At 71.5% G+C, this 20,797-nt stretch carries 25 protein-coding genes; 18 read left to right on the forward strand and 7 right to left on the reverse strand.

Annotation, left to right across the window (positions count from 1 at the left end; translation table 11 throughout):
- Positions 1-18: 18 nt before the first annotated feature.
- Both Q9R26_RS04530 and Q9R26_RS04535 read left to right on the forward strand, forming a co-directional pair.
- Entirely contained in the window at positions 19-579 is a 561-nt protein-coding gene (locus tag Q9R26_RS04530) for an MOSC domain-containing protein (protein ID WP_182064497.1), read from the forward strand.
- 11 nt (positions 580-590) lie between these two features.
- Positions 591-1,547 carry an NAD-dependent epimerase/dehydratase family protein gene (locus Q9R26_RS04535; RefSeq protein ID WP_311226654.1) on the forward strand — a complete coding sequence of 319 codons (957 nt, stop codon included), beginning with the start codon at positions 591-593 and terminating at the stop codon, positions 1,545-1,547.
- An 89-nt stretch (positions 1,548-1,636) separates the two neighbouring features.
- Here the strand turns inward: Q9R26_RS04535 and Q9R26_RS04540 are convergent, their stop codons facing one another.
- Positions 1,637-2,080 carry a MarR family winged helix-turn-helix transcriptional regulator gene (locus Q9R26_RS04540; RefSeq protein ID WP_311226655.1) on the reverse strand — a complete coding sequence of 148 codons (444 nt, stop codon included), beginning with the start codon at positions 2,078-2,080 and terminating at the stop codon, positions 1,637-1,639.
- A 174-nt stretch (positions 2,081-2,254) separates the two neighbouring features.
- On the opposite strand from Q9R26_RS04540, the gene Q9R26_RS04545 reads away from it, so the two are divergent.
- The 4 genes from Q9R26_RS04545 (at position 2,255) to Q9R26_RS04560 (ending at position 5,638) form a co-directional block, all read left to right on the forward strand.
- Positions 2,255-2,908: a hypothetical protein gene (locus Q9R26_RS04545; RefSeq protein WP_182064495.1), complete on the forward strand. Its 654-nt coding sequence runs from the start codon at positions 2,255-2,257 to the stop codon at positions 2,906-2,908.
- Positions 2,909-3,104: 196 nt separating this feature from the next.
- Entirely contained in the window at positions 3,105-3,989 is an 885-nt protein-coding gene (locus tag Q9R26_RS04550) for a S26 family signal peptidase (protein WP_311226656.1), read from the forward strand.
- The gene (locus Q9R26_RS04555; protein WP_209132492.1) at positions 3,986-4,837 is read left to right on the forward strand and encodes a LamG domain-containing protein; all 852 of its coding nucleotides are present in this window, start codon (positions 3,986-3,988) and stop codon (positions 4,835-4,837) included. Before Q9R26_RS04550 ends, Q9R26_RS04555 begins: the two co-directional genes overlap by 4 nt.
- A gap of 231 nt (positions 4,838-5,068) precedes the next feature.
- Positions 5,069-5,638, forward strand: a complete 570-nt coding sequence (locus tag Q9R26_RS04560; protein WP_209132490.1) for a manganese efflux pump MntP family protein — start codon at positions 5,069-5,071, stop codon at positions 5,636-5,638.
- 82 nt (positions 5,639-5,720) lie between these two features.
- Here the strand turns inward: Q9R26_RS04560 and Q9R26_RS04565 are convergent, their stop codons facing one another.
- Positions 5,721-6,053, reverse strand: a complete 333-nt coding sequence (locus tag Q9R26_RS04565; RefSeq protein ID WP_182064491.1) for a DUF4190 domain-containing protein — start codon at positions 6,051-6,053, stop codon at positions 5,721-5,723.
- Between the two features lie 87 nt (positions 6,054-6,140).
- Here Q9R26_RS04565 and Q9R26_RS04570 point away from each other — a divergent pair, with 87 nt between their 5' ends.
- The 7 genes from Q9R26_RS04570 (at position 6,141) to Q9R26_RS04600 (ending at position 12,576) form a co-directional block, all read left to right on the forward strand.
- Positions 6,141-6,497 (forward strand): hypothetical protein, encoded by a 357-nt coding sequence (locus tag Q9R26_RS04570; RefSeq protein ID WP_311226657.1) that lies wholly within the window; start codon positions 6,141-6,143, stop codon positions 6,495-6,497.
- Positions 6,498-6,609: 112 nt separating this feature from the next.
- The gene (locus tag Q9R26_RS04575) at positions 6,610-7,332 is read left to right on the forward strand and encodes an SDR family NAD(P)-dependent oxidoreductase (RefSeq protein ID WP_311226658.1); all 723 of its coding nucleotides are present in this window, start codon (positions 6,610-6,612) and stop codon (positions 7,330-7,332) included.
- 96 nt (positions 7,333-7,428) lie between these two features.
- The gene (locus Q9R26_RS04580; RefSeq protein WP_311226659.1) at positions 7,429-8,121 is read left to right on the forward strand and encodes a DUF6766 family protein; all 693 of its coding nucleotides are present in this window, start codon (positions 7,429-7,431) and stop codon (positions 8,119-8,121) included.
- A 129-nt stretch (positions 8,122-8,250) separates the two neighbouring features.
- The gene (locus Q9R26_RS04585; RefSeq protein WP_311226660.1) at positions 8,251-9,594 is read left to right on the forward strand and encodes a sensor domain-containing protein; all 1,344 of its coding nucleotides are present in this window, start codon (positions 8,251-8,253) and stop codon (positions 9,592-9,594) included.
- The gene (locus Q9R26_RS04590) at positions 9,591-10,235 is read left to right on the forward strand and encodes a response regulator transcription factor (RefSeq protein ID WP_071248572.1); all 645 of its coding nucleotides are present in this window, start codon (positions 9,591-9,593) and stop codon (positions 10,233-10,235) included. The genes Q9R26_RS04585 and Q9R26_RS04590 overlap by 4 nt, the downstream gene beginning before the upstream one ends.
- A gap of 165 nt (positions 10,236-10,400) precedes the next feature.
- A complete protein-coding gene (locus tag Q9R26_RS04595) occupies positions 10,401-11,411 on the forward strand; it encodes a LacI family DNA-binding transcriptional regulator (protein ID WP_311226661.1) in 1,011 nt (336 codons plus the stop codon).
- A gap of 178 nt (positions 11,412-11,589) precedes the next feature.
- Positions 11,590-12,576 (forward strand): matrixin family metalloprotease, encoded by a 987-nt coding sequence (locus Q9R26_RS04600; protein WP_182064486.1) that lies wholly within the window; start codon positions 11,590-11,592, stop codon positions 12,574-12,576.
- Between the two features lie 75 nt (positions 12,577-12,651).
- On the opposite strand, the gene Q9R26_RS04605 is transcribed toward Q9R26_RS04600, so the two are convergent.
- Entirely contained in the window at positions 12,652-13,302 is a 651-nt protein-coding gene (locus Q9R26_RS04605; protein ID WP_311226662.1) for an SDR family oxidoreductase, read from the reverse strand.
- Between the two features lie 125 nt (positions 13,303-13,427).
- Here Q9R26_RS04605 and Q9R26_RS04610 point away from each other — a divergent pair, with 125 nt between their 5' ends.
- Both Q9R26_RS04610 and Q9R26_RS04615 read left to right on the forward strand, forming a co-directional pair.
- Positions 13,428-13,913, forward strand: a complete 486-nt coding sequence (locus Q9R26_RS04610) for a DUF4126 family protein (RefSeq protein WP_209132466.1) — start codon at positions 13,428-13,430, stop codon at positions 13,911-13,913.
- 104 nt (positions 13,914-14,017) lie between these two features.
- Entirely contained in the window at positions 14,018-14,989 is a 972-nt protein-coding gene (locus Q9R26_RS04615; RefSeq protein ID WP_311226663.1) for an NAD(P)-dependent oxidoreductase, read from the forward strand.
- A 9-nt stretch (positions 14,990-14,998) separates the two neighbouring features.
- Here the strand turns inward: Q9R26_RS04615 and Q9R26_RS04620 are convergent, their stop codons facing one another.
- From Q9R26_RS04620 to Q9R26_RS04635, 4 genes are all read right to left on the reverse strand, one after another.
- On the reverse strand, positions 14,999-16,192 hold the full coding sequence (locus tag Q9R26_RS04620; RefSeq protein WP_311226664.1) for an MFS transporter: 1,194 nt from the start codon (positions 16,190-16,192) through the stop codon (positions 14,999-15,001).
- Positions 16,193-16,344: 152 nt separating this feature from the next.
- The gene (locus Q9R26_RS04625) at positions 16,345-16,548 is read right to left on the reverse strand and encodes a hypothetical protein (RefSeq protein ID WP_182064482.1); all 204 of its coding nucleotides are present in this window, start codon (positions 16,546-16,548) and stop codon (positions 16,345-16,347) included.
- A 67-nt stretch (positions 16,549-16,615) separates the two neighbouring features.
- Complete coding sequence (locus tag Q9R26_RS04630; RefSeq protein WP_111028872.1) at positions 16,616-17,494, reverse strand: helix-turn-helix transcriptional regulator; 879 nt, start codon at positions 17,492-17,494, stop codon at positions 16,616-16,618.
- A 55-nt stretch (positions 17,495-17,549) separates the two neighbouring features.
- Positions 17,550-18,710 (reverse strand): PQQ-dependent sugar dehydrogenase, encoded by a 1,161-nt coding sequence (locus Q9R26_RS04635; protein WP_311226665.1) that lies wholly within the window; start codon positions 18,708-18,710, stop codon positions 17,550-17,552.
- 110 nt (positions 18,711-18,820) lie between these two features.
- Here Q9R26_RS04635 and Q9R26_RS04640 point away from each other — a divergent pair, with 110 nt between their 5' ends.
- The 3 genes from Q9R26_RS04640 to Q9R26_RS04650 all read left to right on the forward strand — a co-directional run bounded on the left by Q9R26_RS04640 (position 18,821) and on the right by Q9R26_RS04650 (position 20,707).
- The gene (locus tag Q9R26_RS04640; RefSeq protein WP_311226666.1) at positions 18,821-19,219 is read left to right on the forward strand and encodes a cupin domain-containing protein; all 399 of its coding nucleotides are present in this window, start codon (positions 18,821-18,823) and stop codon (positions 19,217-19,219) included.
- A complete protein-coding gene (locus Q9R26_RS04645; protein ID WP_311226667.1) occupies positions 19,216-19,887 on the forward strand; it encodes an SDR family NAD(P)-dependent oxidoreductase in 672 nt (223 codons plus the stop codon). The genes Q9R26_RS04640 and Q9R26_RS04645 overlap by 4 nt, the downstream gene beginning before the upstream one ends.
- 178 nt (positions 19,888-20,065) lie before the next feature.
- Positions 20,066-20,707: a hypothetical protein gene (locus tag Q9R26_RS04650; RefSeq protein ID WP_311226668.1), complete on the forward strand. Its 642-nt coding sequence runs from the start codon at positions 20,066-20,068 to the stop codon at positions 20,705-20,707.
- The last annotated feature ends 90 nt before the right edge of the window (positions 20,708-20,797 follow it).

Below are 20,797 nucleotides of genomic sequence, written 5' to 3' on the forward strand. Positions count from 1 at the left end.
TGGGGCAGAATCGGCCCCATGAGCGGGGACGACATGGACCAGCCGCGCGTGGTCGCGGTGAGCAAGGACGACGAGCACCGGTTCAGCAAGCCGTTGGTCGACGCGGTGACGCTCGTGGCGGGGTGGGGCATCGAAGGTGATGCTCACGCCGGCACGACCGTGCAGCACCGCTCCCGGGTTGCCCGTGACCCCTCGCAGCCGAACCTGCGCCAGGTCCACCTGCTGCACGCCGAGCTGTTCGACGAGGTCGCCGAGGCAGGGTTCGACGTCGAACCGGGCCAGATGGGCGAGAACGTGACGACGAGCGGCGTCGACCTGCTCGGGCTCCCCGAGGGGACAGTGCTGCACCTCGGTGACGACGCGTCGGTCCGGGTCACCGGCCTGCGGAACCCGTGCCAGCAGATCAACGGCTTCGAGCCGGGACTCCTGCGTGCGGTGCTGGGGCGCGCCGAGGACGGCACGGTCGAGCGCAAGGGCGGCGTGATGAGCGTCGTGCTCACCGGGGGCACGGTCCGGCCGGGCGATCGCATCCGGGTCGAGCTCCCCGACGGTGAACGACGGCCCCTCCAGCCCGTCTGATGCCGCAGCGCGTGCGACGCGTCCTGGTACTCGGCGGAAGCGGTTGGCTCGGGCGAACGATCGTCGACGAGCTCCTGTCCGAGGGTGCCGACGTCACCTGCCTCGCCCGGGGCGTCACCGGCAGTGTCCCCGAGGGAGCGCGCTTCGTCCAGACGGATCGAGCGCTGGCCGGCGCGTTCGAACAAGCCACCGGGGCCTGGGACGAGGTCATCGAACTCGCCCACGCTCCCGAGCTCGTCGCCCCGGCGCTCGACGCCCTCGCCGACTGGACTGCGCACTGGACCCTGGTGTCCACGGTCTCGGTGTACGCCGACAACGACGAACCGGGCGCCGACGAGTCCGCCCGGCTGGTGGAGCCGAAGGACCCGTCCGAGTACGCCGACGCGAAGGTCCTCGCCGAGCGCACGACACGGCTCCGGCTCGGGTCGCGGCTGCTCGTCGCACGTCCGGGGCTGATCGTCGGGCCCGGTGACCCGAGCGACCGGTTCGGGTACTGGCCGGCACGCTTCGACCGCGGCGGGCCGGTGCTGGTGCCGACGACGGCGGAGCGGTTCGTCCAGGTGGTCGACGTCGCGGACCTCGCCGCCTGGCTCGTCCGGGCCGGGCGCGACGGGTTCGTCGGCACGGTCAACGCGGTCGGCGCTCCGGTGCCGATGCAGGACTTCTTCCGGTGTGTGGCCGAGGTCACCGGCTTCGACGACGAGCTGGTCGCGGTCGAGGACGCCGTCCTGCGAGCGCACGACGTGGCCTACTGGGCCGGACCACGATCACTCCCCCTGTGGATCCCGGTGTCGGAGAGCGGGTTCGCGCAGCGCTCCGCGATGGCGTTCACGGACGCCGGCGGGGTGACCCGACCCCTCCGGGACACCGTCGTGCGGGTGCTCGAGGACGAGCGTGCCCGCGGGACGGATCGGGAACGCCGTGCCGGCCTCACCCCGACAGCGGAACGGACGATCCGCACCGGGTAGACGCGCGATCCGCACCGGGTAGACGCGCGATCCACACCAGCTCGACGCGCGATCCACACCAGCTCGACGCGCGGTCCACACCAGGGAGATCAGGAGGCAGCGGCAGCCTGCTCGTACAGACTCGTCGCCAGGTCGTTGAGCACCTCGTGCAGTTCGCCCTTGTGTGCCCCGTCGACGGCGCGCAGCATCGCTGCGTACCGCTCCTGGTAGTCCGACACGACGACATCGCCCGGGGGCAGCAGCCGCAGCAGCGAGCCTCGGCGATCGGCCGGGTTCGGCGCGCGCTCGAGCAGGCCGGCGGTGCTCATCCGGTCGATCATGTTCGTCACCGCGCCCGAGGTCAGCCCCAGGTACCCGGCGACCTCGGTCGGCGTGGAGTACCCGGTGTCGCTGATGAGCACCAGGGCGCGGAGGGCGTTCTCGTGCACGCCCGCGCGAGCGCTGAGCTGACTCACCAGGCTCGCGTTCGCACGCACGACGGCGGCGAACGCGGCCATGAGATCGGCCGCGTCGTCGTTGCGTGCTGCTGCCACGGAGTCTTCCTTCTTGTCGGTTCTCGGGGGGACAAGTGCGTCCCCCGTACTGGGGCAAGTATACGAGTGGCCAACTTGATCAACCACTGACTATCTTAACCATTGAAGCAAAACAGCCCGAAGGTCTTGCTCCCCCCGATCTCCTGCAACCACCACCGAACGAAGAGGTACCCCGTGTCCACCAAGCTCCGCACCTCCGCACTGAAGCGGATCCGCTTCGCCCCCGTGGCCCTCCTCGCGGGTATCTTCGCCGCCGTCCTGCTCTCCCTCTCCCTCACCGGCACCCTCTCCGGGTTCGCCGCGAGCATCACCAACAGCAGCAACACCGCCGGCAGCGGCACGCTGATCATGCAGGAGCAGAACGCCGGCGCGACCGTCACCTGCCTCAGCACCGACGGCGGCTCGGTCTCGACGAACTCGGCGACCTGCTCGACGATCAACAAGTTCGGCGGCAGCACGACGATGACCCCGGGCAACACGGTCAACACCGCGATCTCGATCAAGAACACCGGCACCGCGAACGCCAGCACCTTCACGCTCAACCCGGGCGCGACGTGCACCCAGTCGGCCAACGGTTCGGCCAACGGCACCGCGACCGACCTCTGCGCCAAGATGAACCTCGTCATCACCTCCGGCTCCACCACCGTGTTCAGCGGCACCCTCGCCAGCTTCAAGGGTGCGGCGGCGTCGGCCTTCACGATGCCGCAGGCCCCGGCCGCCGGTGCGAGCGTCCCGTTCAACTTCGCGGTGACCCTCGACTCCTCGGCCGGAAACACCTACCAGGGCCTCGCCGCCTCGGTCCCGATGACCTGGACCTTCACGGCCTGATCCGACCCCCATCACCCCTCCCCCAGACCGGCGACGCTCGGCCGACCCCCCTCCGGCCGAGCGTCGCCACCCCAGCACGACCAGCAAGACCAGCAGAACCAGCAGGACCAGCACCACCAGCACGACCAGCACGACCAGCACGACCGGCACGACCAGCCCCACCAACGCCCCACCCCGACCTCCCGGAGCAGCGCCCATGAGCCAGACCGCAGCGATCCCGCTCAGCGGCATGCTCGACCGCCCGGTCCTCCGCGGCCGTCAGGTCACCCGCTCCGAGACGGTCCTCGCCTGGTCGGTCGCCGCGATCGCCGCACTGCTCCTCGCCGCCGCGGTCCTGTTCCTCTCCGCCGGCGGCCGCTGGTTCGTCGTCGAGACGCCTTCGATGGGCGAAGCCGCCCCCGTCGGCACCCTCGTGCTCGACCTGCCGGTGGACGTCGCCACGCTCAGCGTCGGCGACATCGTCTCGTTCGAGACCTCTGCCAACCCGGACGTCGTCTACACGCACCGCATCGTCTCGATCGACCCGGACGGCGGGATCCACACCCGCGGTGACGTCAACGGCGCCACCGACCCGTGGACGCTCACCCAGGCCGACGTGATCGGCACGCCGGCGCTCCTGGTCCCGCGCATCGGCTGGCTGCTCCGCGCCGCCCCGATCCTGCTCATCGGCACGCTGATCATCCTGACCCTGACCAGCGCGTTCACCGACCGGGTGACCCGCACGTGCCTGCGGATCGCGGGCAGCGCCCTCACCGTCTCGTACGCGGCGTTCGTGTTCAAGCCGTTCGTCAACGTGACGACGATCACGAACACCTCGAGCCCGACGGGCGTCGAGGCCACCGTGATCTCGTCCGGGATCTTCCCGGTCCGTGTCGACGCCCACGGCGGCACCAGCGTCCACCTGGTCGACGGCGAGATGGGCAAGGTCGTCATCCACGAGCTGACGAAGAACGGGCACTACCAGCTCATGTCGAACATCGACCTCGACCCCCTGGGTTGGGTCGCCCTGATCGCCGTGTGCTTCGTGCCGCTCGTGGCGTGCCTGGCGGTCGGCCGCGTCGAGGCGGTGCGCCCCTCGTGATCCGCCGCCTGCGCGACGGTCGCGTCGTCGCCGTCCTCCTCGTGGTCGCCCTGGCCGTCGTCGTCCTGCTGAACCAGTTCGCACCGACCCGCTCGGCGTACACCGCACGCGTGACCAACAGCGCGAACACGGCCGCGACCGCCCCGTACTTCACGTGCACGGGTGCCGTCGGCGCGGACACCGCGAACGCCCTGTTCGCCTACCGCCTGACCGAGGCTTCTGGATCGAAGACGGCCACCGACTGGTCGGGTCGTGGCGCGAACGGCACCTACCAGGGCGCGATGACCGCGACCACGCCGAGCCCGAACGCCTGCCCGCGCGACAGCGGGAGCGCCTACGCGCTCAACGGGTCCACGAGCTACGTCTCCACCCCGCGCTCGTACGCCAACCCCACGACCTTCAGCGAGGAGGTCTGGTTCCGCACCACGGTCGCCGGCGGCATGCTCATCGGCTTCGGCAGCAGCCAGACCGGCGCGTCGGGGCAGCACGACCGGAAGCTCTACCTCACCACCACGGGGCAGCTCTCGTTCGGTTCCTACAACGGCACCACGCAGGTCATCACCTCGCCGACGGCCCTCAACGACGGCGCGTGGCACCACGCGGTGTCGACGATGTCGCCGACGAACGGCATGCGCCTGTACGTCGACGGCAAGCTCGTCGCGTCGAACGCGGCCTTCACGAGCCCCGAGAACTTCACCGGGTACTTCCGTGTCGGCTACGACGTCGTCAGCGGCTGGCCGGGTTCCACGAACAACCCGTACTTCACCGGGTCGATGCGGTACGCCGCCGTCTACGGCACCGAACTGACGGCCAGCCAGGTGGCTGCGCACGCGGCCGCCGGTTCCTGACGCACTGACTGCCGGACTGGAGGCGCGTGGCCGTGCCCGCCACGGGCCTCCCGTCCGTCCCCTGGTCACGTCGAGAACGCGGGCCGGGTTGGCGGACCGGGCCCACCAACCCGCGGATTCGGGGCGACGAATCCCGCTGATCAGGCCTTTTGGTCCCCCGGACCGTGCCAGGATCGTCAGGTCCTGAGACGTCGGAGTCTCCATCCCACCGTCTCGAAAGGCGCCGCTCCCATGTCGTTCTGGGCCCTCTTCCTCATCGCGCTCGGCGTCTCCGCGGACGCCTTCGCCGTCGCCCTCGGCAAGGGGCTGCACATGAAGCGCTTCGACGTGCGGCACGCGATCGCGATCGCGCTGACGTTCGGGGTGTTCCAGGCGGTGATGCCGTTGCTCGGCTGGCTGCTCGGGTCGGCGTTCGCGCAGTACATCGCGGCCTTCGACCACTGGGTCGCGTTCGCGCTGCTCGCGCTGATCGGCGGGAAGATGCTGTGGGAGGCGTTCTCGAAGCACGAGGACACCGAGCAGGACACCGATCGACTGCCGGTTCGCGAACTCCTCGTGCTGGCGGTCGCGACCAGCATCGATGCCCTGGCGGTGGGCGTCACCCTGGCGTTCCTGCCCGTGTCGATCGGCGGCGCGGTGCTGCTCATCGGGATCACGACCGCGGTGCTGTCGTTCGTCGGGGTCCTGGTCGGTCGCCGTGTCGGTGCCCGCTTCGGCAAGCCGGCGGAGATCGCGGGTGGCGTCGTCCTGATCCTGATCGGTCTGAACATCGTGCTGGAGCACACCGGCGTCATCGGCTGAGGCCGATGTCCGGGACGGCCCCCGGACAGACCGGAGGCCCGTGGCGAGCTGCCACGGGCCTCCGGTGCGGTGCTGACGACGGTCAGTAGCCGCCGGTGCTGCCCGCCGGAGCGTTCGCGACGACGGAGACCACGAAGATGATCCAGATGATGCCGAACACGAGCGACAGGGCGCTGATGATGACGCCGGCGAGGGCCAGGCCGCGGCCGCGCTCCCCGGTCTTCTTGATCTGCGAGAGCGCGATGATGGACACCACGAGGCCGGCGATGTTCACCACGAACGCCAGGACGAACCCGACGATCGCCATGACGTTGAAGCGGTCGGACGACGGCTGCATCGGAGCGCCGTAGGGCTGCCCGCCGGCTGCGTAGGGGTTCGGGTTCTGCTGGTTGTACTGGGGCGTGCCGTCACTCATGGCGCCGCGTCCTCTCTGATCGGGGAATGTCTACACAGGAAACGTACAGGACCAGCGGGCTGAACGGGGCGATGGGATCATCGGGGCATGGGATGGCTGCGCCGACACCTGCTGCACGGCGGCCGGTACAGCGCGCGGGACCGACGTGACCAGCTCCGGCGGTACGTGGTCCGCGGCGACCGGCTCATCGCGTTCCTCAGCGAGCACGGCGATCCGCACGTGGTGCGGGTGCAGGAGCGTGTGGACCATGCGCGTGGGCTGCTCGATCACGGATGGGACCGTGACGACCTGCTGACGGTCGCCGCGCCGGTCCGGGCACCGTGGTCGAGCGGCAAGGCGCGTGATGCGGGAGCGCCTGCTCCGGAGTACGCCGACCGGGCGGATGAGCTGATCGGGGACCTGAACGCCGTGGCGCTCGAACTGCGGGCCGTCGCCGAGGTGTGACGGGGTTGTGAACAGCCGGGAGGCCCGTGGGGGGCCCGCACCGCGCCTCCCGTCCGCCCGTTGCCGGTCCACCTGCCGGACCCGCCGCAGCCGCCGGGCGCATGATGGGCGGATGGCACGCATCCTCGTCACCGGATCCACCGACGGCCTCGGGCGGGGAACCGCCGACTCGCTGCTCCGCAGCGGGCACGACGTCGTCGTCCACGCGCGCAACCGGGCCCGCGCCGAGGCGGTCGCCGACCTGGTGGAGCGCGGCGCCGAACTCGTCGTCGCCGACCTGGCGGACCGCGACGCCGTGATCGCCACCGCCCGGGAACTCGACGCCGGCACCCCGCTCGACGCCGTCGTGCACAACGCCGGCGTGATCTCGGGCCGTTCCCTGGTGCCCGTGAACGTCGTGGCGCCGTACCTGTTCACCGCGTTGCTGCGCTCGCCGGGGCGGCACGTGTACCTGAGCAGCGGGATGCACCGGGGCGGCCGTCCGCGCCTGGACACCGTCGACTGGACCGGCGCTTCGGAGACGAACTCGTACACCGACACGAAGCTGTTCGTGACGGCACTCGCCGCCGAGGTGCCGCTCCGACGCCCGGGTGTGCTGAGCAACGCCGTCGACCCGGGCTGGGTGGCGACCAAGATGGGCGGGGCCGGCGCTCCGGACGACTTCGAGCTCGGACACCGCACGCAGGAGATGCTCGCGACCGACCCGGACCAAACCATGACCGGCGGTTACTGGTTCCACGGGGAGCGGCAGGAACCGCACCCGGCGGTCGCGGACCAGCGGTTCCGCGCCGAACTGCTCGACGCGCTCGCGACGGCCACCGGCGTCACGCTCTGAGTCGCTGACGGACCGGCGCGACCGGTCGGGTGCTCCTGCGAAGGCGTTCGTGGCGTCCGGACCAGGATGGGCTCGACGCGACGAACGGAGGACCCGGTGACCCTCGGCATGCACGACGGATCGAGTGGGTGGCAGCGTGTGCGACGGCACGGCCTGCTCCTCGCGAACGTCGCCGTCTTCGTCGTGTGCTTCGTCGGCATGGTGTTCGCCGGGTGGCGGGTGTCCACGGCGGACGCACTCCAGCACGGCGAGGCGGCCGTGTCGCTCTGGGGCTTCCTGACGAGCGGCGACTTCGCCGAGGCCACCTTCGAGAACTGGGAGAGCGAGTTCCTGCAGATGGGCGCGTACATCGTGTTCACGGTGTTCCTGTTCCAGAAGGGGTCGAGCGAGTCCGAGCCCCTGGACGAACAGAGCCCGCAGGACGAGGACCCCCGGGAGCACGCCGACGACCCGAAGGCCCCGTGGCCGGTGCGCCGGGGCGGGATCGTGCTCGTGCTGTACGAGAACTCCCTGCTGATCCTGTTCGCGGTGCTGTTCCTCGGCAGTGTCGTGGGGCACCTGATCGGTGGTGCGGCGGCCTACAACGAGGAGCGGCTCGAACACGGCGGCGATGTCGTCACGGCGTGGGGCTACCTGGGCACGAGCCAGTTCTGGTTCGAGTCGATGCAGAACTGGCAGTCGGAGTTCCTGGTCATCTCGGTGATGGTGATCGCCACCGTGTCCCTGCGGCAACGAGGGTCGAGCCAGTCGAGGCCCGTGGCCGCACCGACCGAGCAGACCGGGTCCTGACCGGAGCCTGCTGACGATGATCGCGGGGTTTCCCCACCGACGACGGGGGGCAGCACCGGTGTGCGGGCGGACCCCCGCGGCGAGGCTGGTGTCGGGCAATAAGCTCGTCACCGACACGAAGAGGTCCGCATGTACACCGCCGTCGCCACCCCGGGCGCACCCACCACCGTCCCCCGGTTCCGACCGTTCCGAGCCGTCGCCGACGGCAGCACCTGGCGGGCCTTCGCGTTCCACGCCGCGCACCTGCCGATCGCGATCGCCGCGCTGGCCTGGTTCGTCGTGGTGCTGGCCGTCGGCATCCCGGTGTCGCTGACCTGGGTCGGCCTGGTCGTCGCCGCGTTCCTGCTCGGTGGGTCGCACTGGTTCGCCACGGTCACCCGCCGGATGTCGGCCTCGCTGCTCGGGCAGGTCGTCGTCGCCCCGGCACCGTCCCGCGTGGGCTCGACGCCGCTCGGCAGCGCCTTCGCCCGGCTGTCGGACGGCCCCACCTGGCGGGCGTTCGCGTACCTGCTCGCGGGGTTCGTGCTGACCACCACCACGTTCGCCGTCTCGACCGCTGTGCTCGTGAGCGGTCTGGGCGCGGTGACCCACGCGGCGTGGGGGCACTTCCTGCCGGCGCAGCGGGGCACGGACGGCGAGCTCCACACCGGAGCGCAGTTCCTCGGCGTCTTCGTCGACACCCCGCCGCTGCAGGTCGCGTTCGCGGTGCTCGGTCTGCTCATCGTGCTGTTCCTCTGGCCCGCGGTGAACCACGGGCTCGCGGCGCTGCAGCGTGTGGTCATCCGCGCCCTGCTCGGTGCCACCGCCCGTGACCTGCGGCTCCGCCAGGTCACGGCCTCGCGCGACGCCGCCGTGCTCGACGCCGACACCACCCTGCGCCGCATCGAGCGGGAGCTGCACGACGGCACCCAGGCCCGGCTCGTCGGCCTGGCGATGACCCTCGGCGACGCCCGCGACCGCCTGCAGACCGGCGCCGACCCGGATGCGGTCACCGCGCTGGTCGACCGGGCACACGCGTCGACGAAAGAAGCGCTGGTCGAGCTCCGCGCCCTGGCCCGCGGCATCCACCCGCCCGTCCTCGACGAGGGGCTCGAGGCCGCGCTGACCTCGGCGTGCTCCCGGACCCCGTTCCCCGTCGCGCTGTCGGTGGACCTGCCCGTCCGGCCGTCCCGCGTCGTCGAGGGCATCGCGTACTTCGGGGTGCTCGAGCTGCTGACGAACGTGTCCAAGCACGCCGGTGCCTCGGCCACCGCCGTCCGGGTCGGCATGCTCGGCACCGACCTGCTCGTCGAGGTCGAGGACGACGGCCACGGCGGGGCCCACGTCGCGTTCGGCACCCCCGACGGTCACGGCACCGGCCTGGCCGGGGTGCTCGAACGGCTGCGCGCCGTGGACGGCGACCTGCAGGTGGACAGCCCCGCCGGCGGCCCGACCCGCATCCGGATGCGCATGCCGAGCGGAGCCGAACGGTGAGGATCGTCGTCGCCGACGACAACACGATCGTGCGCGAGGGGCTGACGTCCCTGCTGCGCGGTCGCGGGCACGAGGTCGTGCCGGTGTCGGACGGCGACGCCGCGGTGGCCGCCGTCGCGCACGGTGCGGTCGACGTCGTGGTGATGGACATCCGGATGCCGCCGACCCACACCGACGAGGGGGTCCGCGCGGCCATGCGGGTGAAGGACGTCCGGCCCGACGTCGGGGTGCTCCTGTTCTCGCAGTACGCCGAGGCGCAGTGGGCGCGGGCGCTGCTCGACGTCGCCACCGTCGGCGTCGGGTACCTGCTGAAGGACCAGGTCGCCGAGGTCGGCACCTTCATCGACTCGCTGCACCAGGTCGCCGCGGGCAACGTCGTGCTCGACCCCGAGGTGGCTGCTGCACTGGTCCAGGCGCCGCGTGCCACGAGCGGTCCGCTCGACTCGCTCACCGCCCGCGAGACCGACGTGCTGCGCCTGATGGCCGAGGGCCGGTCCAACGCCGCGATCGCGGACACGCTGTTCCTGTCCGGCGGGACCGTCGAGAAGCACGTCACCGCGGTCTTCACCAAGCTCGGGCTCGAGGCGACGCCGAACGAGAACCGGCGGGTGCTCGCGGTCCTGCGGTTCCTGGCGGACTGAGCGGGGGCCCGGACGGGCCGGACCGGCGGACGGGAGGCCCGTGGCGGGCCCGCAACGGGCCTCCCGTCCGGTCCGCACCACGCTGGTGCGGTAGGTTCCTGCCGAACGCAGTCCGCACGTGAGAGGGGGCGCCCGATGGCGCAGGGGCACCGCTCTCCGCCCACGATGAGCGACGTCGCCGCCGTGGCGGGTGTCTCGAAGAAGACCGTCTCGAACGTGCTGTCCGGCTACGAACACGTCTCCGTCCGCACGCGCGACCGGGTGATGGCCGCCGTCGACGAGCTCGGCTACGAGCTCAACGTCTCGGCCCGGAACTTCCGCGCCGGACGCTCCAAGGTGCTCGGGCTCGCGGTGCCGGAACTGCGGCAGGCGTACTTCGCCGAACTCGCCGACGCCGTCATCCGCGCTGCCGGAGCCGTGGGCTACACGGTGCTGATCGAGCAGACCGCGAGCGGCGTGCGCGAGGCGGACGCGATCACCCGGATGCGCGAGCACTCCATCGACGGCATCATCTACAGCCCGCTCACCGTCCGGCCGAGCGACGCCGCCGCGCTCGAGGTGAAGTTCCCCCTGGTCGTGCTCGGTGAGCCGATCCCGGACGCCCCCGTGCCGTTCATCGCCATGTCGAACGCGGACGCGCTGCGGGACGCGACCGCGCACCTGCTCGACGCCGGTCGTCGGTCGATCGCGTTCATCGGCTCCGACCCGTCGGGCCCCGTGCGCACGGCGCAGGAGCGACTGCGGGGCTACCGCGAGGCGCTCGACGACCACGGCGTGCCGTTCGCACCCGAGCGGGTGGTGCCGACCGCGCTGTGGCACCGGGCCGAGGGGGCGGCGGCTGCACGGCAACTCCTCGACGCCGGCGTGCCGGTCGACGGGATCGTCTGCTGCAACGACGCGCTGGCGCTCGGGGCGATGAGTGCCCTGCAGCTCGCGGGCCGGACCGTGCCGGACGACGTCGCGGTCGTCGGGTTCGACGACATCGAGGAGTCGGCGTACTCGACCCCGGCGCTGACCACCGTGTCGGCCGACCTGGACCGCGTCGCGGCGACGGCGGTCGGGGTGCTCGTCGCCCAGCTCGAGGAGGGCGCCCCGGCGACACCGGGGGTGCTGCGCTCGCCGCACGCACTCGTCGTCCGGGCGTCGTCCGGACCGTTGCGTTCGGTCCCCGCCTGACCCGATGACCACGGGTGCTCCCCGACACCGGAGCGCCTTGACGCAAAGTTCGCCTGAGCGTCGCCCCTGACTGGGGGCGTGTCCCCGCAGCGCAGTCCTGGACCCGGTGCGGGGTCATCGGCGAGCATGGACCCCGATCAGGAGCGGGGGGCACGTGGCCTGCCGCTGGAAGGGAACCATGCGTCCTGTCAGGAACGCGCTGAGCACCGGGGCGATCGTCGCGATCCTCGCCGGTCTCACCATCACCGCAGCACCCGCCCAGGCGGCGACCCCGGGGGCCGGCACGAGCTGCGCCCCCGGGACCCTGTCGGTGCAGACGCTCGAGAGCGGCTGCACGGCGACCTCCGGCACGGTCGTGACGCCCGACGGCCGCACCTTCGCGCTGCCCGCGCCGGGTGAGAGCGTCATGGCGAGCAGCTCGGCCGCCCCCGGGGCGCCCGAGCTCGCCGACGTCCTCATCGCGAACAACGGCTCCGCCGGTGTCGCCGTCCGCGTCGACGAGGCCTGGACCGGTTCGGCCCCCGCCGTCCAGCAGGAACGTGCGCAGAGCCAGGCCGCGACGGCACAGGCAGCCCCCGCCGCGACGACCGCTGCGACCACGAAGTGCACGAGCACGGCGTACGAGGCGTCCGGCTACACCTGGCCGAGCACGGTCAAGTGGTACTACAACCAGACCGACCAGAAGTCCTCGTACGCCAAGGACGCCCTGCGCAAGGCGGCGAACACCTGGAACGGCACGATCTCGGCGTGTGACCGCACCGTCACGTCGACGGCGAAGAACGACTACCTGCGTCTCGCGACCCAGAAGCCCAACCTCACCGACCAGGGCGGCTGCTCGCGGAACAACGGCTACAACGTGATGGGCTGGGGCAAGCTCCCGACCGGAACCCTCGGCGTGACGTGCGTCTGGTTCGACGGCAACGGCAACGCTCGTGAGGCCGACCAGCGCTACGCCACCGGCTTCAAGTGGAGTTCGACGGCCACCTGCTCGGGCGCGCGCTTCGACACCCAGGTCGTCGCCACGCACGAGTGGGGCCACCTGTACGGCCTCGACCACGTCGCCACCGGCACCGGTCAGGTCATGGAGCCGTCCGGTGGCTACTGCGAGCTCGAGGGCCGCACGCTCGGCCGTGGGGACATGACGGGCATCTCGACGCTCTACTGACGCAGCGACGGGGTCGCAGCGGGATGAGCGCTGCGACCCCGTTCGTCTGTGGGGCTGCGGGTCTGTCGGCCCAGGTCAGACGGCGTCGGCGCGCAGGAACTCCGCCACCGGGGTCGACCCCGTGTTGAACCGGAAGGTGTTGCCGGCCGTGCCGGGGTTCTCGACTGCGTCGGCGACCACGTGCGCCACGTCACCACGCGGCACCTGCGTCGACGAGCCGTCCCAGTCGACGGAGCCGGTCGGCTCGTCGTCCGTCAGGGTGCTCGGGGCGACGATCGTCCACTGCAGCCCCGAGTCGCGGAGCACGGCGTCGGCGATCATCTTCGACTGCGCGTACGCGAAGAAGTCCTGGTCCTGCGGGATCCCGTGGTCGAGCTGCGAGCCGGACCACGACACCATCACGTACCGGTCGACGCCGGCCTGCTTCGCCCCCTGGATCGACAGCACCGCGGCGTCACGGTCGATGGCCCAGGTCCGGTCGACGGACCCGCCACCGGCACCGGCCGACCACACCACGGCGTCGTGCCCGCGGACGAGTTCGGCGAAGTCGTTCAGGGACTGCTGCTGGATGTCCGCGACCTGCGGTTCGCCGCCGTGCTCCCGGATCTCGTCGGACTGGTCGGCGTTCCGGATGACGGACGTGACCGTGTGTCCGCGCTCGGACAGGATGCGGGTGGCGAGGAGTGCGACCTTGCCGTGGCCGCCGAGGACGATGACGTTGCTCATGCGCCGGACGCTACTCGGGTCGGCTCCGTGCCCGGGGAACGTCGGACGTCGGATCGTCGCCCGCGATGCTCGGAACACCCGAGGTCGCCGTGCGTACCGTCAGGGGCAACACGACAGGAGTCACGATGAGCAAGCAGCACGAGCAGCACACCCTGGTCCGCACCCTGGTCCTCGGCATCATGAGCGGTGGCCGGAGCGCCACCCCGCTCGCCGTCCTCGCACTGAACCACGACCGGTCCTCGCTGAAGGGTTCGTGGCAGCAGTGGAAGGTCTTCAGCACCCCGGTCGGGCGCGGGCTGCTCGTGGCGTCCGCCGTCGGTGAGCTCATCGGCGACAAGCTGCCGAAGACCCCGAACCGCATCGCCCCCTCCGCGCTGCTCGGACGTGTCGCGTCCGGTGCCCTCGCCGGTGCCGCCCTCGGCACCACCGGCAAGCGCGACCTGCGCATCGAGGGAGCGATCCTCGGTGGCGTCGGTGCCCTCGTCGGCAGCTTCGTCGGCTGGGGTGCGCGCAAGGCCCTCGGGGGCGCGGGTCTGCCCGACCCGGTCGTCGCGCTCGCCGAGGACGCCGCGACCATCGCCGGCTCCGTGCAGGTCATCACCGCCGACTGAGCGTGCCGCGGGCTCGCTTCGTGAGCAGGAACGGTCGGGTCGCACCGCCGCGCAATCGACCATTCCTGCTCACGATCTGCACGCCTCGGCCTACGGTGGCCCCCATGCACATCGTCGTCATCGGAGCCACCGGCCACATCGGCTCGTTCCTCGTCCCCCGTCTCGTCCGCTCGGGTCACCGGGTCGTCGCCGTCACGCGCGGCACGAGCAGCCCGTACGCCGATGCCCCGGAGTGGCAGCAGGTCGAGCGGATCACCGCCGACCGCGAGCAGGAGGACCGCGACGGCACCTTCGGCAGCCGCATCGCCGCGCTCGGTGCCGACGCCGTCGTCGACCTGGTCTGCTTCACCGAGTCCTCCGCCGCGGCGCTGGTCGACGCGCTCCGCGGCACCGGCACGCACCTGGTGCACTGCGGCTCGATCTGGCGGGCCGGCGTCTCGCACGTGCTGCCGATCACCGAGCAGAACGCGACCGCGCCGTTCGGTGACTACGGCGTCCAGAAGGACGCCATCGCCCGGATGCTCAAGGAAGAAACCGCGTCAGGAGGTTTGGTCACGACGTCGCTGCACCCCGGTCACATCAGCGGTCCGGGCTGGACGCCGATCGGTCCGCTCGGCAACCTCGACACCTCGGTGCTGACGAAGCTGTCCGCCGGCGAACCGCTCGAGGTCCCCGGTCTCGGCGCCGAGACGATGGCCCACGTGCACGCCGACGACGTCGCGCAGACGTTCCAGCTCGCGGTCGAGCACCGCGAAGCGGCAGCGGGCGAGGACTTCTTCGTCACAGCTCCGACGGCGCTCACCGCACGCGGGTACGCCCACCTGGCAGCGTCGTGGTTCGGCCAGGAGGCCCGGCTCGACCCCGTCACGTGGGACCGGTTCCGCGAGACCACGGCTCCAGAGCACGCTGACGCCAGCTGGGAGCACCTGTCCCGCAGCCAGGTCTTCAGCACCGAGAAGGCGAGTCGTCTGCTCGGCTACGCACCGGCGTTCACCGCCGAGGAGACCGTGCTGGACGCCGTGCGCTGGCTCGTCGACCACGGTGACCTCGAGGTCGCGAACCCCCTGCTCCGCTGATCCCCGTGGTCAGGCCCGCTCCAGCTCGACCACGAGCCCTCGGTTGCGGTGCACGACCCAGACCGTCGCGGCGAACCCGGCCAGCACCGCGGCGCCGATCGTGACCGCCGTCCAGCCCCCGGCGTTCCACAGGACCGACGCCATCGCGGAGCCGATCGCCCCGCCGATGAAGTTCGAGGTGACGAAGGCGGTGTTGAGCCGGCTGCGCGCGGCAGGGTCGACCGAGAAGAGCCGGGTCTGGTTGAGCACGTTCGCGGCCTGCACGGCGACGTCGAGCAGCAGCACGGCGAGCAGCACCACGACGATCGAGTGCGCACCGATCCCGGCGACGACCAGGGAGACGAGCAGGAGCACGATCGCTCCCCCGGTGACCGGGACCGACAGCCCGCGGTCGTGCAGTCGCCCGACCCGCTGCGCCGCGACCGCGCCCGCGAGCCCCACCAGGCCGACCAGCCCGATGCTGCTGGTGGAGAAGTCGTAGGGGTCGCTGCTCAGCAGGAACGTCAGCGCGGTCCAGAACATCGTGAACACGGCGAACACCGACGAGCTGATCACCAGCGTGACCTGGACGGTCCGGTGCGTCCGGACGGCACGGAACACCGAGCGGATGAGCTGTGGGTACGGCACCTTGCCACGGGCCTCGAGCTCCGGGACGGCCCGCCGCAGCAGCACGGCGAGGACGACCGCGACGACGGCGGCGAGCGCGTAGATCGCGCGCCACCCGAACGCGTCCGCGACCAGACCGCTGATCGTCCGCGACACCAGGATGCCGGTGAGCACCCCGGACGCGATCGTGCCGACCACGCGTCCGCGCTGCGCGGGGTCGGCGAGGTCCCCGGCCAGCGGGATGAGGAGCTGCCCGGCGACCGTGGTGATCCCGACCAGCGCCAGGGCGACCAGGAGCGTCGCGAAGGTCGGTGCGATCGCGGCGAGCAGCAGCGCGACGGCGGAGGCGACGAGCACCCAGGGGATCAGGCGCCGGCGGTCGAGGACGTCCCCGAGCGGCACGACGAGCAGGATGCCGACGGCGTAGCCGACCTGGGTCAGGGTGACGAGCAGCCCGGCGAGCGACGCCGAGGTGCCGAGCGACGATGCGATGTCGTCGAGCAGCGGTTGTGACCAGTACAGGTTGCCGACCGCTGCTCCCCCGGCGACGGCGAACAGCAGGGTCCGGCCGGTCGACGTCGAGTGGTCCGTGGTCATGCTGCGGGTGCTCCCTCGTCCACGGCGGCCAGGGCGTCCAACGTGCGCGGGTAGCCGATGAGCGGGACGAGCACGGTCAGGACGAACGTCATGTCCTCGACGCTCGGGCCGACCGCGGAACCGTGACAGGTGCTGTCCTCACCCCTCAGCCGTCACCGTCGCCGGAACAGCTCCCCGAGGTGCCACGGCCCGGGCGCGAGCCGGACGGCCGCCTCGGCTCGGACCCGGTCCTCGAGTTCGCGGTCACGGGTGAGCTCGTGGATCTCCTGCTCGGCACGCAGCCGGAACCGCAGGCGCTGCAGGCGACCGGGCGGGCTCGCGGGGGCGGCGGTCCGCAGGGGTTCGATGTCGTTCATGCGCTGATCGCACCCTTCGTTCTGGTGACTGTGGACACCCGGCACGGCGTGCGACACGACCACCGCATCAAGCGAGCTGGCGCGCCCGCTCCGCGATGCCCTCGGTCGCCGCCCACGAGGCCAGCACCCGCAGGGCGTCGGCCGTCGGACTGCCCGGCGTCGCCGGGTAGATGGTGAGGGCGAGCCCCGGGTCCTCGGCGAGTTCGAGCGTCTGGAAGTGCAGTTCGAGCGGCCCCACGACGCTGTGCCGGAACGACTTCACGCCGGCGTAGTGGCGTCGGACGTCGTGCGCTGCCCAGAGCTCGCGGAAGTCGTCGCTCCGCATCGACAGCTCGCCGATCAGCGCGGCGAGGTCCTTGTCGTTCGGCGTCCGGCCCGCTTCGCGCCGCAGGATCGCGACGTTCGTGTGCGCGGCCCGCTGCCAGTCCTGGTAGAAGTTCCGTGCCTGCGGGTCGAGGAAGATGAAGCGCGAGAAGTTCATCGGCCGCGCGGGTGCCGCGACCAGGTCCGAGTGCATCGCGAAGCCGAGCGCGTTCGCGGCGACGATGTCCTGCCGGTTGTTGATGATCATCGCCGGGGCGTCCGTGACGACGTCGAGCAGGTACTGCAGCTCGGGCCGGACGGCAGCGACGGGCACGACACGACCGGCGCGACGCGGGGTCTCGTTCTGGTGCTGCGACAGGTCGCGCAGGTGCTCCTGCTCGGCGGGGTCGAGCTGCAGGGCCCGGCCGATGGCGTCGAGCACGCTGTCCGACACCCCCTGCAGGTTGCCGCGCTCGAGCCGCGTGTAGTAATCGATGCTGACGCCGGCCAGGCGTGCGACCTCTTCGCGACGCAGCCCGGTGACGCGGCGGCGCGTGCCGAAGGTCTCGACGCCGGCCTGCTCGGGGGTGATGCGTGCGCGACGGCTGGAGAGGAAGTCGCGCGCTTCGTCGCGGTGGTTCATGCCGTCACGGTACTTCGCCCCGTTCGGCACGAGCGAGGGGCTGCGGGAACCCCTCTCACGTGCGCGTGAACGGGACGGAGACGATCCGGTCGTCCCCGCTCGACGGCGTCCCGCGGCCGTCGGTGTTGTTCGTGACGAACCAGAGCGTGTCCGACGGGCCCTCGAGCACCGTGCGGATGCGACCGAAGTCACCGGCGAAGTACTCGGTCGCCGTGCCGGGGTCGTCTGCGGGGACCGCCCGGAGCACCTCGCCCCGCAGGTTCGCCACGAACACCGTGTCGTCGACGACGGCGAGGCCGCTCGGGGACGCCTCGTCGGTGGACCACTGTTGCACCGGGTCGACGAACCCCTGGTCCTCGCCGCCGGTGCCCTCGACCTCGGGCCAGCCGTAGTTCGACCCGGGCTCGATCACGTTGAGCTCGTCGTTCGTGTTCTCGCCGAACTCGGACGCGAACATCGTGCCGTCCGACGACCACCCCATGCCCTGCACGTTGCGGTGCCCGAGGCTCCACACCGGCGAGCCGTCGATCGGGTTGTCGGCGGGGACGTCGCCGTCCGGGGTGAGCCGCAGGATCTTGCCCGCGAGCGAGTCCTCGTCCTGTGCGTCCGTGCTCGCGCCGGCGTCCCCGACGCTCGCGTAGAGCATGTCGTCGGGTCCGAACGCGATCCGGCCGCCGTCGTGGAACGAGTTCTTCGGCAGACCGTCGATGATCGTCGTCGCCTCGCCGAGTCCCCATGATCCGGCGCTCCCCGTCAGCTCGTACCGCTGGATCCGGTTGCCGTCGCCGGCCGTGGAGTAGACGAACAGGTCGTCGTCGTGCAGCGCGAGCCCGAGCAGGCCGCCCTCGCCGCCGTGGCTGACCCCCTCGACGGTGCCGACCCGGCGGGTGGTGCCGTCGGACCGCAGCTCGAGCACCCGGGCCGAGTCGCGCTCGCTGACCAGCGCGTCGCCGTCGTCACCCGTCAGGACCACCGACCAGGGGGCCTCCAGGCCGGTGACCACGTCGGTGGTGTCGCCGTCGAGTGCCACCTGACCGGCCGACAGGTCGGCTGGCGCGGTCGCACGCGCGGACGGCGAACCGCCGCCCCGGTCGGATCCGTCCTGCTCGGTTCCGTCACCGCTCGTGCAGGCGGTGAGGGCCAGTGCGGCGACGGCGGCGAGGCCTGCCACCGACCAGAGGCGGCGGCTGCGGGGCGTTCCGACGGGTGTGTCCACGATGATCCTCCCGGGGTCGTGGGTCGATCACACACGCTGCGTTCGGGAAACCCCTGAGGGGGTCTGTCGGCACCTCCCGACGGCGCGCACGGCGGCCTACCGTCGTCGACATGCAGATCGAACCGAAGCAGCCGACCGTCAAGAACCCGCCCGAGCAGTTCACCGGCGACGTGTACCTCGACGCCATCGCCTCGCCGAAGGAGCCCGGTCAGACGATGACCGTCGCCAAGGTCCGGTTCCTGCCCGGCGCCCGCACCGCGTGGCACGCACACGCCAAGGGTCAGACCCTGCACGTCACCGAGGGCGTCGCGCGGATGGGCACCCGGGACGGCCGCGTCATCGAGGTGCAGGCTGGACAGACCGTCTCCACGCCGGCCGGTGAGGAACACTGGCACGGCGCGACCCCCACCGACTACATGGAACACCTCGCGATGCTCGAGGCCGCCGACGACCCGGCGACGACCACCACCTGGCTCGAGCACGTGAGCGACGAGGAGTACACCGCATGACCACCATCGCCATCGTCGGGGCCGGCAAGGGCCTCGGCCTCGCCGTCGCCGAGCGCTTCGCCCGTGAGGGCTTCGCCGTCGCCCTGATCTCCCGCAACCAGGACCGCCTGGACGGCCTCGCCGCGGAACTGCGCGAGCGCGGCCACACCGCAGCCGGGTTCGCCGCGAACGTCCGTGACGGGGACTCCCTGCGCACCGCACTCGAGCGCGCCGCCGAGCAGCTCGGCGCCATCGAGGTGCTGCAGTACAGCCCGCTCCCCGCCAAGGAGTACATGCGCCCGGTGCTCGAGACGACCGCGGACGACCTGGTCGGCCCGATCGAGTTCTCGGTCTACGGCTCGGTCAACGCCGTCCGCCAGGTGCTGCCCGGCATGCGTGCGATCGGCCACGGCACGATCCTGTTCGTCAACGGCGGCAGCGCGGTCCGACCGGGCGCCCGGGTCACCGGTACGTCGGTCGCCTTCGCGGCCGAGAGCGCCTACGCGCAGCTGCTGCACGACGCCGTCCGCGACGAGGACGTCCACGTCGGCCAGCTCATCATCCCCTTCGGCATCGACGACGGGCAGCCCGAGCACTCCGGGGAGTCCATCGCCGACCGCCTGTGGGCGATCCACACGGAGCGCGGCGATTTCCGCACCTACGCGGAGGCGCTGCCCGAGCTCGCGTGAGCGGCATCGAGTGAGCAGAAGGCGACAGGTCCGGAGACGCGACCCGTCGCCTTCTGCGCACTCCCTGACGGACTGGAGGCCCGTGGCGACGCCGCCACAACCGCGGAAGGATGTGTCTGCGGATGGAGTCGCGACGACGACCCGCCGCGCTGTTCCATGATCCCGTTAGCGTCGGTCCGTGGATCCACAGTCCTTCGACGGTGCAGCCTGGGCAGCCCTGATGCTGCTCATGCCGACGTCGGTGCTGTTCGTCGCCGCGGCACTGCGGCGACTCGGACTCCCGCGGTGGACGTGGTCGCTGTACCTGCTCGGCGTAGCGGGAGGACTCGTGCTCCTGCACTCCGCCGGTCACACCCGGTACGAAGTACCGGAAACCGGATCCGGACTGAACTGGTGGGACTTCGGGCAGTTCGTCGGGCTCGGCCTCGGGCGGATCGGAGTCGGCGCCAACGCCGTCGTGGTGACGGCGTGGATGCTGCGCCGTCCTCGGCTGCACGACGACCAGCTCGACCGATGTGGGACTCGCCTGGTCGTCACGTCGTACCTGGCATTGGCGGTCGCATCGGCACTACCAGCGACGTGGTGGGCCGTCGGTCTCGGGATCGTGCCGCTCCTGATCGAACTGCCGATCGTGGTGGTGAGTTGGGCCTGCCTGGCCCTGGCGGTGGTCCTGGGAAGTCGCCGGATCCGGGGGACACCAGGGGCCGACCGGTCCTCCGATTCCACGTGGCCCGTCGACGCGATCGTGGTCGCCTGGCTCGTGGGGGCGCGGGCCGTCGGGCCGCTGTTCGCCGGGAGCGGTGTGCCGGTCACTTCGTGAGCAGAAGACGTCGAGTCCGAGCAGCCGACCCGACATCTTCTGCTCACGAAGCGCAGCGCACGGAGCGAGACGCGAAGCGCAGCGGGCGCG

Origin of the sequence: Curtobacterium sp. BRB10 (assembly GCF_031844325.1) — a bacterium.
Lineage (GTDB): Bacteria > Actinomycetota > Actinomycetes > Actinomycetales > Microbacteriaceae > Curtobacterium > Curtobacterium poinsettiae_A.